Here is a 15551-nt window from a genome sequence, read left to right on the forward strand (position 1 = left end):
GGCCGCGCCGCCGGCGCGGCCTTCCCGTCGTCGGCTTCCCCCACCGCGGGGACGCCGGGCGGTTGTTGCGACTGTTGTCGCAAGGATTCACCCGGCCCCCCACCGGGCTCGATATTGTCCGCGTGACAGATACCGTGACATCAGTTCCAACCCCGACGAAACGCCTCCTGAAGGGCCGGTTCGGCTGGTTCTTCGTGGGCCGGACCGTCGACCTGGCCGGCTCGTCCATGACCACCGTCGCGCTCGCCCTCTCCGTGCTCCAGGCATCCGGCAGAGCGGCCGATCTGGGCATCGTCCTGGCCGCCAACATGATCCCCACTCTCGTGCTCCTGCTCCTGGGCGGCGCGGTCGCCGACCGGGTGAGCCGGCGGACCGTGCTCCTCCTGTCCAACCTCTGCACCGCGGCCGTGATGACCACGATGGCCGTCCTGCTGATCACGGATCGCTACCACCTCGTCGCGTTCGTCGGCCTCGCCCTCGTCGGCGGCGTCGTGAACGCGTTCTCGCAGCCCGCGCTCCGCGGCATCGTGCCCGAACTCGTGGAGCGGCAGGACCTCCAGCGCGCCAACGCGCTCCTGGCCAGCAGCCAGAACACCGTGCGCATCATCGGTCCCATGATCGCCAGCGTCCTGGTGGCCACGGTCGGCGGCGGGTGGGCCCTCGCGGCCGACGCGGCCTCCTACCTCCTGGCCGCCGCGGCCTTCACGCGCATCCCGGCAGAGAGCCGGCCGCCCGCGGCGCGCGAGCCGCTCTGGCACGACCTCCTCGACGGCTGGGCCACCTTCCGGTCGATGCGCTGGGTGGTGATCATGACCATCTCGTTCGCCCTGGTCAACGCCGCCAACGTCGGGCCGTGGAACGTGCTGGGGGCGCAGGTGGTGTCGGGGAACGACGGCGCCATGGGCTGGGGCACCGTGCAGACCGTACGCGCGATCGGGCTCCTGGTGATGAGCGTCGTGGCCGTCAAGGTGGTCCTGCGCCGGCCGCTGCGTGACGGCGCGGTCTGGGGGACCCTGGCGGGCCTACCGCTGCTGGCGGTCGGTCTGACCGGTAACGCGTGGATCGTGTCGGCGGCCGCCTTCGTCGGGGGGCTCGGCCTCACCGTGGCGTCCATCGGCTGGGAGACGACGCTCCAGGCCGCCGTCCCCGCGGAGTCGTTGTCGCGAGTCGCGGCCTACGACGAGCTGCTGTCCTTCGTGGCGATCCCGCTCTCGCAGCTCGCCGTGGGGCCGCTCGCCGCGGCGTACGGGGCGCGCGAGGTCGTACTCGCCTGCGGAGTCGCCTACATCGCCCTGTGCCTGCTGCCGCTGCTGAGTCGGGAAGTCCGCGCCATGCGGGCGGAGGGAGCGCCGGCGGCGCCGGCCTCGTAGCGCCCCGGCCCCATGGGGGCGAGCGCCCCGGACCCACGGGGACGAGCGGCCCGATCACCCGTCAACCGCCCTCCTGCGCGTGGACATCGACCCGCAGGAGGGCGCCCGGGCGGTCCGGGGAGGATCCGGCGCCGCCGGACACCGCCTCGACCGACTCCTGGGTCACAGAGGCGGGTTCACCGCTTGACGGTGCCTTCGTGGAGCCGGTCGATCATCCGGTGGGTGGCGTCGAGCGGCGTCTCCGGATCGGCGGCTTCGTCGGAGTTCCTGGCGTTGCGGGCCGCGATCTCCTCGCCCCAGCTCTCCATGCCCGCGAACGGGATCGTCTCCTCCGGAACATAGGAGGGATACCGCCGGTAGCTGTTGATTCCGGCGACGGGCTCGCCCCGCACCAGGAGCGGATTCAGATAGAGGCCGTCGCTGGTGATCCTGGTGGTCGCCGGAATGTATCCGATGTCCAGCCCGCAGCGGCGGCGCGGCGAGGTGTTCGGCCCCGAGCAGTGCAGGATGTTCGGATGGTGGATCTCGACGTCGCCCGGGTCGAGTTCGATGTCGACGACACCGTTGCGCTCCGACCACTCCCGCACCAGCTCCTCCTCGGAGACCGAGAACAGCATGTTCGGCGAGTCGACCGAGCGGACCGGCGCGTGGAGCGGCATGCGATGGCTGCCGGGGATGACCCGCAGACAGCCGTTCTCGGTGGTGCACCGGTCGACGGCCAGCCAGACGGTGAGTGCGCGCATCGGGTCGAGGTTCCAGTAGGAACCGTCCTGGTGCCAGAGCACCGGCTGGCCGTCCTGGGGGGGCTTGCAGATGTAGTGCGCCGTGAAGCACGCGACGTCCGGGCCGAGGAAGAATTCGGCGATATCCACCAGCCGGGGATCGGAGACGAGTCTCACCCAGAATGCGTCATTGCGTATCAGCGGATGGTGGAGATGTTCCGGGCGGAGGTCCGGATAGCGATCGGTGAGCCAACCGACATGGGCTCTGATCTCCTCCAGTAAATCCTTCGGAATGACGTCGCGGATAATGCTGAAGCCCTGCTCCTCGTACTCCGCGCGGACGCTCTCTGGGACGTTCAATGCGACCCCCTAATCGCGACTTCCGTGGCCGCGCCAGTCTCGCACCAAGCCAGGGCGTGTACAAGCTCCCGACGGGTCCGGGCTGACGGCAGAGCGCTTCCGGGCTTTCGCTTCGGGGTGACGCCACGGCACGGCCGGGGCATTCGCCGGGCCCGGCGATGAGGTCGTCGATCAACGTCGGGCTGGTGATGGATCTTCTTCCGCCGGGGGCGGCGACTACGGCGGGAGTTCGGACGGTGACGCCGGCGGGGCCACCCGGCCCGTTTGCCGGGCCATCCACGCACGCCCCGTCAATTTGTCATGGTGCGAGGCCAGTTGGGTGGGAGTGTGACCGCGGCCGCGGGACGGTCATCGCGGCGGGATCGTGCCTGGTGACCGTAGCAGTGGGGGGCCGTATCACCATGTGATGGCGGGTCCGAGGGGGGGATATGAGAACGGATGCCGGTCGACAACGAATCTCGGCCAGTATGGGGCCGGACAAGTCCCGTTCGCCTTCGCCCTTTCGTGTTCCTGACCGGCCAGCACGGCGGGGAGCGCGTGGCGGGCGTGACTGCGGTGACAGCCCGGAACTCGAGCAAAGCCGCTGGCACCAGGCTGGTGGAGTGTTCCGTGTGTTCTCCTGACCGGAATCATTCGTCGACCACTCGAACCGATCGTCGTCGTGTGCGACTCTCCAACGGCGGGCGATCCGCCCGGTGGGGACACGGGGAACCGCTGACGGTGTCCGAGAACGCACCGAAGAGGAGCAGTATTGAACGACATCGCGCCGTTGGCCGAGCCGGAGCAGTCAGGACCCCTGCGACGGCCGGATCCGCTGCCGGTCTCCTCCGGCCAGTTCCGCCTCTGGTTCCTCGACCGGGTGCACGGCACCACGTCGACCCACCAGATCCCGCTCGTCCTGCGGCTCCACGGCGCACTGGACCGGGCCGCGCTCGAAGCGGCACTGACCGACGTCGTCCTGCGTCACGAGAGCCTGCGCACCGTGATCGTGCCCGTGGCGGGGGTGCCGGTCCAACGCGTGCTTCCGGATGCCCGCCCGGTCTTCGACACCCGCACCGTCGCACCCTCCGCCCTGGAGCGGGAGGTCGCCGCCGCCGCGGCGCACACCTTCGACCTCGCGACGGAGATACCCGTCCGCGCCGGCCTGTTCCGGATCGCCGCGGACGACCACGTCCTGGTGCTGTCACTGCACCGCACGGCCTGCGACGGCGGGTCGATGGCCCCGCTCGGCCGCGATCTCACCCTGGCCTACGAGGCACGGTGCCGGGGCACCGCCCCCGACTGGGCGAAGCCGCCCGTGCAGTACGCCGACCACGTGCTGCGGCAACTGCGGCGCCTCGGTGACGCGTCGGATCCGCACAGCCTCGCGGCGCGGCAACTGGCCTTCTGGCGGACGACGTTGTCAGGGCTGGGCGGCGAGATCGGGCTGCCGTTCGACCGCCCGCGTCCGGCGACGCCGAGTCGCGGCGAGGACTCGGTGCGCTTCGAGGTCCCCCCCGAGGAGCACGCACGGCTGGTCGAGCTGTCGCACCGTACCGGGACGACGATGTTCATGATCGTCCAGGCCGCGCTGGCCGTGCTCCTCAGCCGGCTCACCGGCGACGTGGACGTGCCGATCGGCACGCTCACCCCGGGGCGCCCCGACGAGGCGTCGGAAGACGTCGTCGGACTCGTGGCGAACACGGTCGTGCTGCGCACCGGTCTCGCGGGAAACCCCACCTTCGCGGAGCTGCTCGACCGGGTTCGTGAGGTCGACCTGGCCGCCTTCGCGCACCAGGACGTGCCGTTCGAGCACGTCGTGCGGGCCGTCGTTCCGGCACGGGTCCCGGGCCGGAACCCGCTGTGCCAGGTCCTCGTGACCGCCGGAGCCCGCGCGGTCGAGTGGCGGCCGGCCGGGCTGCGCACGACCGCGGACGTGCCCGACCTCGGAGCGCCCGGGTTCGGAGCGTCCGGGTTCGACCTGCACCTGAACGTCGACGCGCGCCACGGGCCGGACGGGACGGCGGCAGGCCTCGTCTGCGACCTGCGGTTCGACACCGACCTGTTCGACCGCGCGAGCGCCCAGACGATCGCGGCCCGGCTGGTCCGCGTGCTCACAGCCATGGCGGCCGACGCCAACCGGACCATCGGCGCCGTCACCATCCTCTCCGCGACCGAGCTCTCGAACGTCCTCACCGCCTGGAACGACACGGCGAGGGACGTGGCGCAGAGCGCGCTGCCCGAACTGCTGGAGGCGCGGGCCGCCGCGACCCCGGACGCGGTGGCGGTGCGGTGCGGGGATTCGGCACTGACCTACGGCGAGCTGAACGCGCGGGCGAACCGGGTCGCCCGTCACCTGGCCGGCCGCGGCATCGGGCCGGAGTCGGTCGTCGCGTTGTCGATGGCCCGGTCCGTGGACCTGATCGTCGCGGTGTGGGGCACGCTGAAGGCCGGCGCGGCCTACTGTCCCGTCGATCCGGAGTACCCGCCGGAGCGGGTGGCGTTCATGCTCAAGGACAGCGATCCCCAACTCGTGCTGACCGGACCGGTCGACGAGCAGGGCATGGCGGACGGCAACCTGACGGACGCGGACCGGGTCACGCCGTTGCTGCCGGCCCACCCCTGCTACATGATCTACACCTCGGGGTCGACCGGGCTGCCGAAGGCGGTGGTGATGCCCGGCTCCGCCCTGGTGAACCTCATCAGGTGGTACGAGCGGGTGTCCGCGACGTCGGACGGCGCGGCCACCCACCGGATCGCCAACTTCTCGTCGATCAGCTTCGACGTGGCGCTGGTGGAGATCCTGATCGCCACGGTGCGCGGCGGCTGCGTCGAGCTCCCGGACGAGGAGACCCGCCGGGACCTCGACAAGCTGGTGACGTGGCTGGAGAAGAGCGAGGTCGACGAGGTCTTCGTGCCCAACCTCGTCCTCGCCGCGATCGTCGACATCAGTCAGGCCGCCGGGACCGAACTGCCCCGGTTGCGGCACGTGATCCAGGGCGGTGAGAGCCTGGCGCTGACCCCCGAACTGGCGGCGTTCCACCGCGCCGTGCCGGACCGCCGGCTGGCCAACTACTACGGCCCCACCGAAACCCATGTGGCCACCTCGTTCGCCCTGCCCGCCGATCCCGGCGACTGGCCGGAGGAGGCGCCGATCGGCCGACCGGTCGACAACATGCGGACCTACGTCCTCGACCGGTGGCTCCAGCCGGTACCGCCGGGCGTCGCCGGCGAGTTGTACATCGCGGGAGTGCAGCTGGCCCGCGGGTACCTCAACCGGCCCGGCCTCACCGCCGACCGGTACGTCGCCGATCCCTTCGGCCCGCCGGGCAGCCGGATGTACCGGACCGGAGACGTGGTGCGCTGGCGCGCCGACGGGCAGCTCGTGTTCATGGGCCGGGTGGACGACCAGCTGAAGGTCCGGGGCTTCCGCATCGAGCTCGGCGAGATCGAGGCCGTGCTGCGCGGTCACGACGAGGTGGTCCAGGTCGCCGTGCTCGCGGTCAACAAGCACACCCCGGCCACCCGCCTGGTCGCCTACGTCGTGCCCGCGACCGAGGCGCTGACGCCGACCGCCCTGCGCCGACACGCGGCCGAGTCGCTGCCGCTCCACATGGTGCCCACCGGATTCCGGATGGTCGAGGCCCTGCCGTTGACTCCCAACGGGAAGCTCGACCGGAAGGCGCTGCCGGCACTGACCGAGGAGTCCGCCGGCCGGCCGCCGGCCGCAGGGGCGGAGCAGACCGTCTGCGACGTGTTCGCCGAGGTGCTGGGAGTGCCGGTGGCCGACGTCCACCAGAACTTCTTCGCAACTGGCGGCCATTCACTCGGCATGGTACGGGTCGCGCACGACATTCACGGGCGGCTCGGTGTCGACCTGCCGCTCCGTGACGTGTTCGAGCACCCGACGCCTGCCGGACTTGTGCAACTGCTCGCCGAACGGGGGTGACGTCCATGTCCTACAACCACTGAGACACCGCGGCGCTCGGTGCGGACCTGCCACACGGGGCCGCGTCCGAGCACCCGACACCTGCCCGGCTCGTGCCACTGCTCGCGGAACGGGGGTGACGTCCATGTCCTACAACCACTGAGACACGGCGGAGGACCGGTGAGCTACGCCCGGTCCCGGGGTCGAGTGATCCCGCAGTGAGAACAAGGAATTCGTGAAAGACACCGGACGCACGCCGCCCCGCGTCGAACGCGCGGCGGCGTGCGTTCTCCACCCCGATGACACGAAGGCGGAGCCTGGTGACCCCCACCCCGACCTACGATCCGCTGTCCCCGGCCATGCTCAGGGATCCCTATCCGACCTACACCAGGATGCTTGAGGAGCAGCCCGTCCACTGGCATGCCGGCATGCGCGCGTGGGTGGTCGTCCGGCACGCGGACTGCGTGCGCGTGCTCCGCGAGCACGCGACCTTCGCGCGGGACCCCAGCCGGGTCGGGGAGAAGATCCCGGACTTCCGCCAGAACGTGCAGATGATGGACCCGCCGGAGCAGAACCCGCTGCGCCAGCTCCTGGTGAGCGCGATGCGCTCGCAGGACAAGGACCGGCTGTTCCGCGAGGCGGTCGACTTCGTGCGCGGGCGACTGGCCGCCCAGCGGCCGGGCGAGCCGTTCGACCTGATGGCGGACGTGTCCGCGCCCTTCGCCCTGCACATCTCCGCGGCCCTGCTCGGCGTCCCCGAACCCGACGACGCGGACTACGCGGAGATCTCGCACGGCATCGCGCTCCGGATGGATTCGGGCCTCGCGCCGGAGAACATCCCGCAGGGAGATGCCGCGCGCAAGCGCCTGAACGACCTCGGCGAGAGCTGGTTCCCGCGCCCCGAGGGCGACAACGGCCTGATCGCCAACCTCATCCGGCGGGCGGACAAGGAGTTCTCCGGCAGCCACTACATCCGGAACTCGGCCGCCATGATGTTCAACGCCAGCTACGGGACGATCTTCGCCATGGTCGGCAACGCGGCCCACCTGCTGGCGACCGTGCCCGACCTGCTGCCGGAGCTGTCCCGCCCGTCCCGCACGGCGACCGGCGTCGACGAGCTGATCCGGTACGACGGACCGGCGCAGGGAACCAGCAGGATCGCGGTCACGGACACCCTGATCGAGGGCACCCGCATCGCGGCGGGCGACAACGTGGTGACGCTGCTGGCCGCCGCCAACCGCGACCCCCGGGTCTTCGCCGACCCGCAGGACATCAACCTGGACCGCCGGCCGAACCCGCACCTGGGCTTCGGCTCGGGGCCGCACGCCTGCTTCGGCTCCGAGTTCGGCAAGCTGAGCGTCACCGCGGTGATCAACGCGCTGAGCGACGAGGGCGTACGGCTGCGCCTCGCGGCGGAGCCCACCCGCCGCACCACCGCCACCGTGCGGAGCCTGGACACCCTTCCGGTGTATCTCGACCGCTGAGCGGGGCAGCGCGGCGCGGCGTCCCACAGAGCAGAGCAGAGCAGCGCGGCGCGGCGCCCCACAGAGCAGAGCAGCGCGGCGCGACGCCGAACAGCGCAGAGCAGCCCCGGGCAAGAGCGGCGCTGACCGGAGCTGAGCAGACACATCCGTCGAACCGAGGGATCTGGTACAAGGTGAACGTCGTTCTTCTAGGTGCGGAACAAGAAGCGATCGAGGAGCTGGCCCGCCTCGGCCACACCGTCACGGTGTTGTACGTGGCGCACGACCGCGTGGTGATGGAGGCCTGCCAGGGCCTGATCACGCACCGCGCGTTCCTCCCCTCCTTCGACCGGCCGGAACTCGCCTGGGCCGCCCTGATCCATCTCGGTGTCGCCGACCAGGTCGACGTCGTCGTCTCGGGGCACGAGTTCGCGGTGACCACCGCCGCCATCCTGAACGACATCCTCGGGTGCCGGAAGCCGATGGACGCCCGGGTCGCGCTCGCCGGTCGCGACAAGCCGCTGCAGAAGACCCTCTGGCAGCGGCACGGCGTACCGACGGCGCGGTTCGTGGTGTTCCCCGAGCGGCCGACCTCGGTCGCCGGGTTCCGCGACGCGCTCGGGGACCTCGCTCCCCCCTACATCGTCAAGCCGACGGCCGACGGCGGCGCCCATCTCGTCTTCCGGGCGGAAACCGCCGAGGAGTTGTTCGACCGGCTGACCGCCACACCGGAACTCGACGCCTTCATGGTGGAGGAGTGGCAGTCGGGGGACGAGTGGCACTTCGACGGCGTCGTCGTCGACGGCCGGATCGAGACCTTCATGGTGTCGCGCGACGTGAACCCGTGCATCGAGGCGAAGAACGGGAACCCGTTCCGTTCGATCGCCCTCCCGCCCAAGGCGTACCCGGAACTCTACGAGGAGGCCCGTGCCTTCGCCGAACGCTGCCGGTCGGCGCTCGGCGGCCGCAACACCGTCTTCCACCTCGAAGTGTTCGGTGGCCCGGGCCGGTTCGTCGCCGGTGAGCTCGCCTGGCGACCGGCCGGCGGCCTGGTCAGCATCAGCGCACAGCACACCGTCGGGGTCAGCCTCTGGGCGGCACACGCCCTCGTCCACATCGACGCGCCCGTGCCGGCGCCCGCGTTCGAACCCACCGGCGTCATGGGCTTCGTGTGCCTGCCGGTCAAGTCCGGTTTCCGCAACGGTGTGACGCAGGAGGACCTGGAGAGCCTGCCCGGGGTGCGTCACGTCCGGATGAAGGCGCCGGTGGGCGAGGTCATGAAGGAGCTCAAGACCACTTCGATCGCCGTCGCCTGGGCCCTCGTCGAGGGGGACGACGTCGAGCACTGCGCGAAGCGCATGGACGAGGCCATCCAGCTGGTCACCGAGCTGCACGAGGCGAAGAGCCTGCCGTAGGCCGGCGCCATGACCACCACTCCCCCGACCACCGCTCCCCCGACCACCGCTCGGCCGACCACCGCTCCCACGGCGACCGCTTCGACGACCACCGCTCCGACCAGCCGAAAGTGTCAGGCGCCTTGAGTATTCACCTCAACCTGTTCATGCTGCTGCCCGGGCACCATGACTCCGCGTGGCTGCATCCCGGGTGCGACTCGGCCCGTGTCACCGACATCCACTACTACCTCGAACTCGCCCGACTCGCGGAACGAGGGCTGCTGGACTCCGTGTTCATCGCCGACGCGCTCTGGCACAAGCCGCGCAGCAACTACTGCGGCGGGCTCGAACCGCTCACCGTGTTGAGCGGCCTCGCCCTGGGCACCGAGCACATCGGACTGATCGCGACCGCGTCGACCTCGTACTACGAGCCGTTCCACCTCGCCCGGATGTTCTCCTCGCTCGACCACATCTCGGGCGGCCGCGTCGGCTGGAACATCGTCGTGTCCAACAGCGTCAACGAGGCCAGGAACTTCAACCGGCCGGCGATGCTCCCGCACCAGCAACGGTACGACCGCGCCGACGAGTTCCTGGCCGTCGCCCACCGGCTCTGGGAGTCGTGGGACGAGGACGCCGTGGTCCGCGACCGCGCCAACGGGCACTACACCGACCCGGACCGGATCCACCGGATCGACCACCAGGGGGAGTACTTCGCCGTCCGCGGGCCGCTCAACATCCAGCGCAGCCCCCAGTCCCGCCCGTTCCTGGTCCAGGCCGGCGCGTCGGAGGCGGGCAGGTCGTTCGCCGCCCGGCACGCCGACGCGGTGTTCACCGTGCAGGAGAACGTCCGCGACGGCGCGCGGTTCCGCACCGAGATGCGCCGCCGCGCCGCCGCGAACGGGCGAACGGTGAAGGTGCTGCCGGGGCTGATCCCGATCGTCGGTGCCACGCAGGCCGAGGCGGACGAGAAGAAGCGCGAACTCACCGGCCTGCAGGCCGTCGACTACGCCCTGGAACACATCTCGATGATGCTGAACGTGGACATCACCGACTGCGCCGTCGACGCGCCCTTCCCCGTGGAGCGCCTCCCCCCGGCCGACAGCATCCAGGGCAACCGCACCACCTACGAGCTGATCACCGGGATGGCCCGGCGGCCGGGCACCACCGTCGGCGACATCATCGCGCACCAGGGTTTCGGGCGAGGCCACCTGGTGGTCGCGGGCACCCCGGAGCGGATCGCGGACGTCATCGGGACCTGGGTCGGGGAGGGCGCGGCGGACGGGTTCAACCTCATGCCCGCGGTGTTCCCGGCCGGCCTCGCCGACTTCGTGGACGAGGTGGTGCCGTTGCTGCAGGAGCGCGGGCTGTTCCGCACCAAGTACGACGAGACGCTGCTGCGGCGCCGCTATGAGTGAGCGGACCGAGCGGGACACCACGGCGGACGTGACCGCCCGGCTGCGGGCACACCTCGGGGCCGCCCTGCCGCCCGAGGCGGTCCCGACGCGGTTCGTGTTCGTCGACACGCTGCCGGTGCTGCCCAACGGGAAGACGGACCGGGCCGCGCTCGAACGGCTGGCCGCCGAGACGGCGTCCGCGCCGTCGTCCCCGGAGACCGGGGCGGCGCCCGGCGGCGAACCGGCCGGCGACGAACCGCCCGGCGGCGAACCGATCGGCGACCTCGACTTCCTGCTGCGGCTGTTCACGGCGGAGCTGGCCCGGGCCGACCTCGATCCCGACGAGGACCTCACCCACCTGGGGGTGACGTCGCTGCTCCTGACGACGGCCTGCGCGGCGTGGACGGACCGCACGGGCAGGCGCGTCGACGGCCACCGGCTGCGCCGCAACCCCACGGTCCGCAACATCCTGGCCTTCTCCGCGCCGACCGGTGCGGACCGGGAGCACGACGAGGTCGTGGTCGAGGACCACCGCTTCGCGGTCCCGGTCGACCACGACGACCCGGCCGGCCCGTCGATCGAGCTGTTCGCCAGGACGGTGGTGCGCCGCGCCGCGGTGGACCGCGACCTGCCGTACCTGCTCTTCCTCCAAGGCGGCCCCGGCGGACAGTGCCCCGATCCGCGCACCAGGATCCCCGCCTGGCTGGACGCCGCCCTGGACCGGTACCGGGTGGTGCTGCTGGACCAGCGCGGCGGCGGCCGCAGCTCGCCGGTGACCGCCGCCACCATCGCGGGCATGACGCCGGCCGAGGCGCTGGAGCGGCTCCGGTGCTACCGCGCGGACGCCGTCGTCCGGGACGCGGAGTTCCTGCGGGAGCGGGTGCTGCGGGTCCCGGCCTGGACGCTGTTCGGGGAGAGCTACGGCGGCTCCATCGCCCTGACCTACCTCTCCCTCTCCCCGGAGTGCGTCGACCGGGTGTTCATCTCCAGCGGGCTCCTGGGCCCGGTCAGCACGGCCGAGGACCTGCTGCGAGACACCTTGGTGATGAGCAGGAGGAAGAACGCCGAGTACTACCGGCGGTATCCCGGGGACGCGGGGCTCGTCGACCGGATCGTCGACCACCTCGGCGACCACGAGGTGCTGCTGCCGACGGGAGAGCGGCTGTCGCCCGAGCGGTTCCGGTTCCTCGGTCTGAAGTTCGGCTTCGCCGGCGGGATGGCCGCGGTCCACGACCTCCTCCAGGGCGCCTGGGACGGCGACCACCTCACCGAGGACTTCCTGGCCGCGGTGGCGGCGGCGACGTACCTGGTCGACTCCCCGCTCTTCTACCTGCAGGAGTACACCTACGGGCACCCCGGACGCGCCACCGGGTGGGCCGCCGACCGGCTCTACGCGGACGAGCCGGCGTTCGCCGCCGGGGCCCGTCCGTTCCACTTCTACGGCGAGGTGTTCTTCCCGTGGATGTTCCGTCAGTTCGCGGCGCTGGCGCCGTTCGCCGAGGTGGCCGACGAACTCGCCCGGTACACCGGATGGACCAGTCTCTACGACCTCGACCAGTTGGGGAGGAACACCGTGCCCGTCTACGCCGTGGCAGCCGCGGACGACCTGTACTTCCCGGGGACGCAACAGGTCCGCACCGCGCGGCGGATCGGCTCCTGCTGGCTGATGCTCTCCTCGGACTACAGCCACGAGGGGCTGATGAACGACCGCGAAGGCGTGTCCCGGCTGCTCGCGTTCGGATCGGCACGGTGACGCCCGCCCTGTTCGGCCAGGTCAGGGCGGTGGCGCTGGAGCATCCGTCGAGGCCCGCCGTGTCCGACCGGACGACCACGCTCACCTTCGCGGAACTGGCGCTGGCGGCCGAGGCCCTGGGACGCCGGCTCGTCGCCCGGGGGGCCGGGCCGGGCGACCGGGTCGGCGTCATGGTCGAGCGGGGCGTCGACCTGGTGGTGGCCCTGCTCGGCGTGTCCGCCGCCGGGGCCGCCTACGTCCCCCTCGATCCGGGCTATCCGGTCGAGCGCCGGCGGACCGTCGTCGAGGACGCCGACCTCGCGCTCCTCGTCACGGACGGCGGGGGGCGGGAGTTCGACGTCCACGCGGTCGAGGTCACGCCGCGCCGGGCCGAACCGGGCCTCGCCGAGATCGTGCTGCCCTCGCCCTCCCCCCAGGACCCCGCCTACGTCATCCACACGTCCGGGTCCACCGGTCGGCCCAAGGGCGTCGTGGTCACCCACGCCAACGTGGCCGCGCTGTTCGACGCGCTCGACACGGCCTACGGCAGCCCGTTCGACGACACGTTCCTCGCCGTGACGAGTGTCGCGTTCGACATCGCGGTCATGGAGCTGCTCTGGCCGCTCACCCGCGGCGGAGCCACCGTCGTGAGCCCGGCCAGGATGGTGGACCGGCTCGACTCGCCCGGTGACGACGGTCTGCCGAGCCTGGTGCGGCGCTTTCGGCCGACGCTGTTCCAGGCGACCCCCTCGCTCCTTTCGGCGATCGCGTCGTCCGAGGAGGCCCTGCTGTCCCTGCGGCACCTGCGCGCGCTCCACGTCGGCGGTGAGGTGCTCCCGGTGGGACTCGCCCGGCGCCTGGTGACCGCCCTCCCGGGCGTCCGGGTCCACAACATGTACGGCCCGACGGAGGCGACGGTCTGGGCCACCACGCACGAGGTGACACCGGAGGAGGCCCGGTCCACCGCGATCCCGATCGGGCGGCCCCTGCGCCACGCGTCCGTCCGGGTCGTCGGCGACGACGGCTCCGCGGTGGCACCGGGCGAGGTCGGCGAACTGTGGGTCGGCGGTCCCTGCGTCGCCGCGGGCTACTTCCGCCTGCCGGAGCAGACCGGGGAGCGGTTCGTCGAGGAGGCCGGTGCCGTGCCGCGGCGCTGGTACCGGACCGGCGACAGGGCGCGGACCCGACCGGACGGCGCGCTCGAATTCGTCGGCCGGTTCGACCGGCAGGTCAAGATCTCGGGCGTCCGGATCGAACTCGACGAGATCGAGTCGGTGCTGTCCGCCGCGCCGGACGTCCGGGCGGCCGCCGTCGTCGCCAAGCAGGGAGCGGACGGGAGGCACCAGCTCGTCGCCTACGTCCTGACCGACGCCGAGCCGGTCCCGCCGGCCGGGTCCGCCGACGGGTAGCGGTCCGTCCCACGGCGGCCGTGGCGCGGCAGCCGTGGCGCGGCGCCGCCCCGAAGGGCGCCGGTCCCGGCGGCCGGTCCGCTCCTGTCAGTCCGGATGGTTCCGGGTACCGCGGCGCGCGGCGCGCGGCTACCGTCCCAACCGCTCCACACCCGGCGGTCCGGACCGGCCGCCGTCACGCGCCCTCAGGAGGTCACCTTGACCGCGCACCACCTCACCCGCAGGAACACCCTCGCCTCCGGCGGCGTCCTCGGCCGCCGGCGCACGGCGTGAGGGGCGTTCCGGTGCTCCCCTCCCTCTCCCGCCGCACCGCGCGCCTGGCCCTGGCCGCGGTCGCCCTGCTGCTGCCGGTCGCGGTACCGGCCGCCCCCGCCGAGGCCGCCGGGTTCACGGCCTCCTGCCCGGCCTCCGGGTACATCTCCCAGGGCTACACCGAGGAGCACAACGGCATCGACATCGCCAACGACTACGGCACCCCGATCTACGCGGTCGGCGACGGCCGGGTGCTGGTCTCCGGCCCGGCGCAGGGCTACGGCCAGTGGATCCGCGTCCTGCACCCGGACGGGACGATCACCGAGTACGGCCACATGCGGGAGCGGGAGGTGGCCACCGGTGACCAGGTGACGGCCGGGCAACTGATCGCGCGGATGGGCAGCGAGGGCACCTCCAGCGGCCCGCACCTGCACCTGCGGGTCTGGGCCGACGCGAACGCGACCGTGCGCACCGACCCGGTCCCCTACCTCGCGGATCGCGGCATCGCCATGCCCTGCACCCCGGGCAACGGCCCCGGTCCGGCGCCGTTGGTGTACCCGGCGCAGTCCGGCCGGGTGGTGTCCGCGCGTTCGGCGGACGGCCGGCTGGAGGTCTTCGCCGCCGGCGCGAACGGGGTCTCGCACGCCTGGCAGACCGCGGTCAGCGGCGCCTGGTCGGAATGGGAGACCCTCGGCGGACCGGGCGGCGCCGAACTGGCCATCGCCCCCAACGCGGACGGCCGACTGGAGGTGTTCGCCATCAACGGCACCACCTTCCAGCACCGCTACCAACTCCAGCCCTCCGGCACCTGGTCGAACTGGGAGGAGTTCGGCGGCGGCGGCCACGACATCGCCGTCGGCCCCAACCAGGACGGCCGACTCGAAGTCTTCGCCTCCGGCCCCGTCGGCGTCTTCCACCGCTACCAGAACGCGCCCAACAGCGGCTGGTCCGGCTGGGAACCCACCGGCGGCGGCCCGGCCGACAGCCAACTCGCCCTCGGCAAAGCCCCCGACGGCCGCCTCGAAGCCTTCGCCCTCAACGGCACCACCTTCCAACACCAATGGCAGACCGCCGTCAACGGCACCTGGTCCAACTGGGACACCTTCGGCGACGGCGGCCACGACCTCACCGTCGACCACAACCAGGACGGCCGACTCGAAGTCTTCGCCTCCGGCCCCGTCGGCGTCTTCCACCGCTACCAGACCGACCCCACCACCTGGTCCGGCTGGGAACCCACCGGCGGACCCGCCGACGCACAGCTCACCAGCCAGCCCACCGCGGACGGCCGCGTCGAGGTGTTCGCCATCAACGGCAGCACCGCGCAGCACACCTGGCAGTCCGGCCTGAACGCCCGGTACACCGCGTGGGACAGCTTCGGCGACGCCGGCACCGAGATCGTCGCGACCGCCAACGCCGACGGCCGGATCGAGGTCTTCGCCACCAGCGCCGCCGGCGTCCACCACCGCTGGCAGACCGGCTTCGCCACCTGGTCCCCATGGACCTGGCTGAACACCACCCCCGGCCCCGCCGTCACCTGAGGAGTCGTCA

At 71.9% G+C, this 15551-nt stretch carries 9 protein-coding genes; 8 read left to right on the plus strand and 1 reads right to left on the minus strand.

Going from position 1 to position 15551, the window contains the following annotated elements; translation table 11 throughout:
• Positions 1 to 122: 122 nt before the first annotated feature.
• On the plus strand, positions 123 to 1370 hold the full coding sequence (locus tag ABZ495_RS00125; protein WP_359833644.1) for an MFS transporter: 1248 nt from the start codon (positions 123 to 125) through the stop codon (positions 1368 to 1370).
• A 176-nt stretch (positions 1371 to 1546) separates the two neighbouring features.
• On the opposite strand, the gene ABZ495_RS00130 is transcribed toward ABZ495_RS00125, so the two are convergent.
• Complete coding sequence (locus tag ABZ495_RS00130) at positions 1547 to 2452, minus strand: phytanoyl-CoA dioxygenase family protein (RefSeq protein WP_352294776.1); 906 nt, start codon at positions 2450 to 2452, stop codon at positions 1547 to 1549.
• 751 nt (positions 2453 to 3203) lie between these two features.
• Between ABZ495_RS00130 and ABZ495_RS00135 the strand changes: the two genes are divergently transcribed.
• The 7 genes from ABZ495_RS00135 (at position 3204) to ABZ495_RS00165 (ending at position 15541) form a co-directional block, all read left to right on the plus strand.
• Positions 3204 to 6380 carry an amino acid adenylation domain-containing protein gene (locus tag ABZ495_RS00135; RefSeq protein ID WP_359833646.1) on the plus strand — a complete coding sequence of 1059 codons (3177 nt, stop codon included), beginning with the start codon at positions 3204 to 3206 and terminating at the stop codon, positions 6378 to 6380.
• A 299-nt stretch (positions 6381 to 6679) separates the two neighbouring features.
• Positions 6680 to 7843 carry a cytochrome P450 gene (locus ABZ495_RS00140; RefSeq protein WP_359804007.1) on the plus strand — a complete coding sequence of 388 codons (1164 nt, stop codon included), beginning with the start codon at positions 6680 to 6682 and terminating at the stop codon, positions 7841 to 7843.
• 173 nt (positions 7844 to 8016) lie between these two features.
• The gene (locus ABZ495_RS00145; protein ID WP_359833648.1) at positions 8017 to 9237 is read left to right on the plus strand and encodes a hypothetical protein; all 1221 of its coding nucleotides are present in this window, start codon (positions 8017 to 8019) and stop codon (positions 9235 to 9237) included.
• A 122-nt stretch (positions 9238 to 9359) separates the two neighbouring features.
• Positions 9360 to 10631 carry an LLM class flavin-dependent oxidoreductase gene (locus tag ABZ495_RS00150; protein WP_352294768.1) on the plus strand — a complete coding sequence of 424 codons (1272 nt, stop codon included), beginning with the start codon at positions 9360 to 9362 and terminating at the stop codon, positions 10629 to 10631.
• Positions 10624 to 12363 carry an alpha/beta fold hydrolase gene (locus tag ABZ495_RS00155; protein ID WP_359833650.1) on the plus strand — a complete coding sequence of 580 codons (1740 nt, stop codon included), beginning with the start codon at positions 10624 to 10626 and terminating at the stop codon, positions 12361 to 12363. Before ABZ495_RS00150 ends, ABZ495_RS00155 begins: the two co-directional genes overlap by 8 nt.
• Positions 12360 to 13751, plus strand: a complete 1392-nt coding sequence (locus tag ABZ495_RS00160) for an amino acid adenylation domain-containing protein (RefSeq protein ID WP_359833651.1) — start codon at positions 12360 to 12362, stop codon at positions 13749 to 13751. The genes ABZ495_RS00155 and ABZ495_RS00160 overlap by 4 nt, the downstream gene beginning before the upstream one ends.
• 284 nt (positions 13752 to 14035) lie before the next feature.
• On the plus strand, positions 14036 to 15541 hold the full coding sequence (locus tag ABZ495_RS00165) for a peptidoglycan DD-metalloendopeptidase family protein (protein WP_359833653.1): 1506 nt from the start codon (positions 14036 to 14038) through the stop codon (positions 15539 to 15541).
• Positions 15542 to 15551: the final 10 nt, after the last annotated feature.

Origin of the sequence: Kitasatospora sp. NPDC005748 (assembly GCF_040630735.1) — a bacterium.
Taxonomy (GTDB): Bacteria; Actinomycetota; Actinomycetes; order Streptomycetales; family Streptomycetaceae; genus Kitasatospora.

What these genes read in the sequence shown, in the direction of transcription:
- ABZ495_RS00155 (WP_359833650.1), top strand. Translation starts at nt 10,624, where the DNA reads ATGAGTGAGCGGACCGAGCGGGACACCACGGCGGACGTGACCGCCCGG.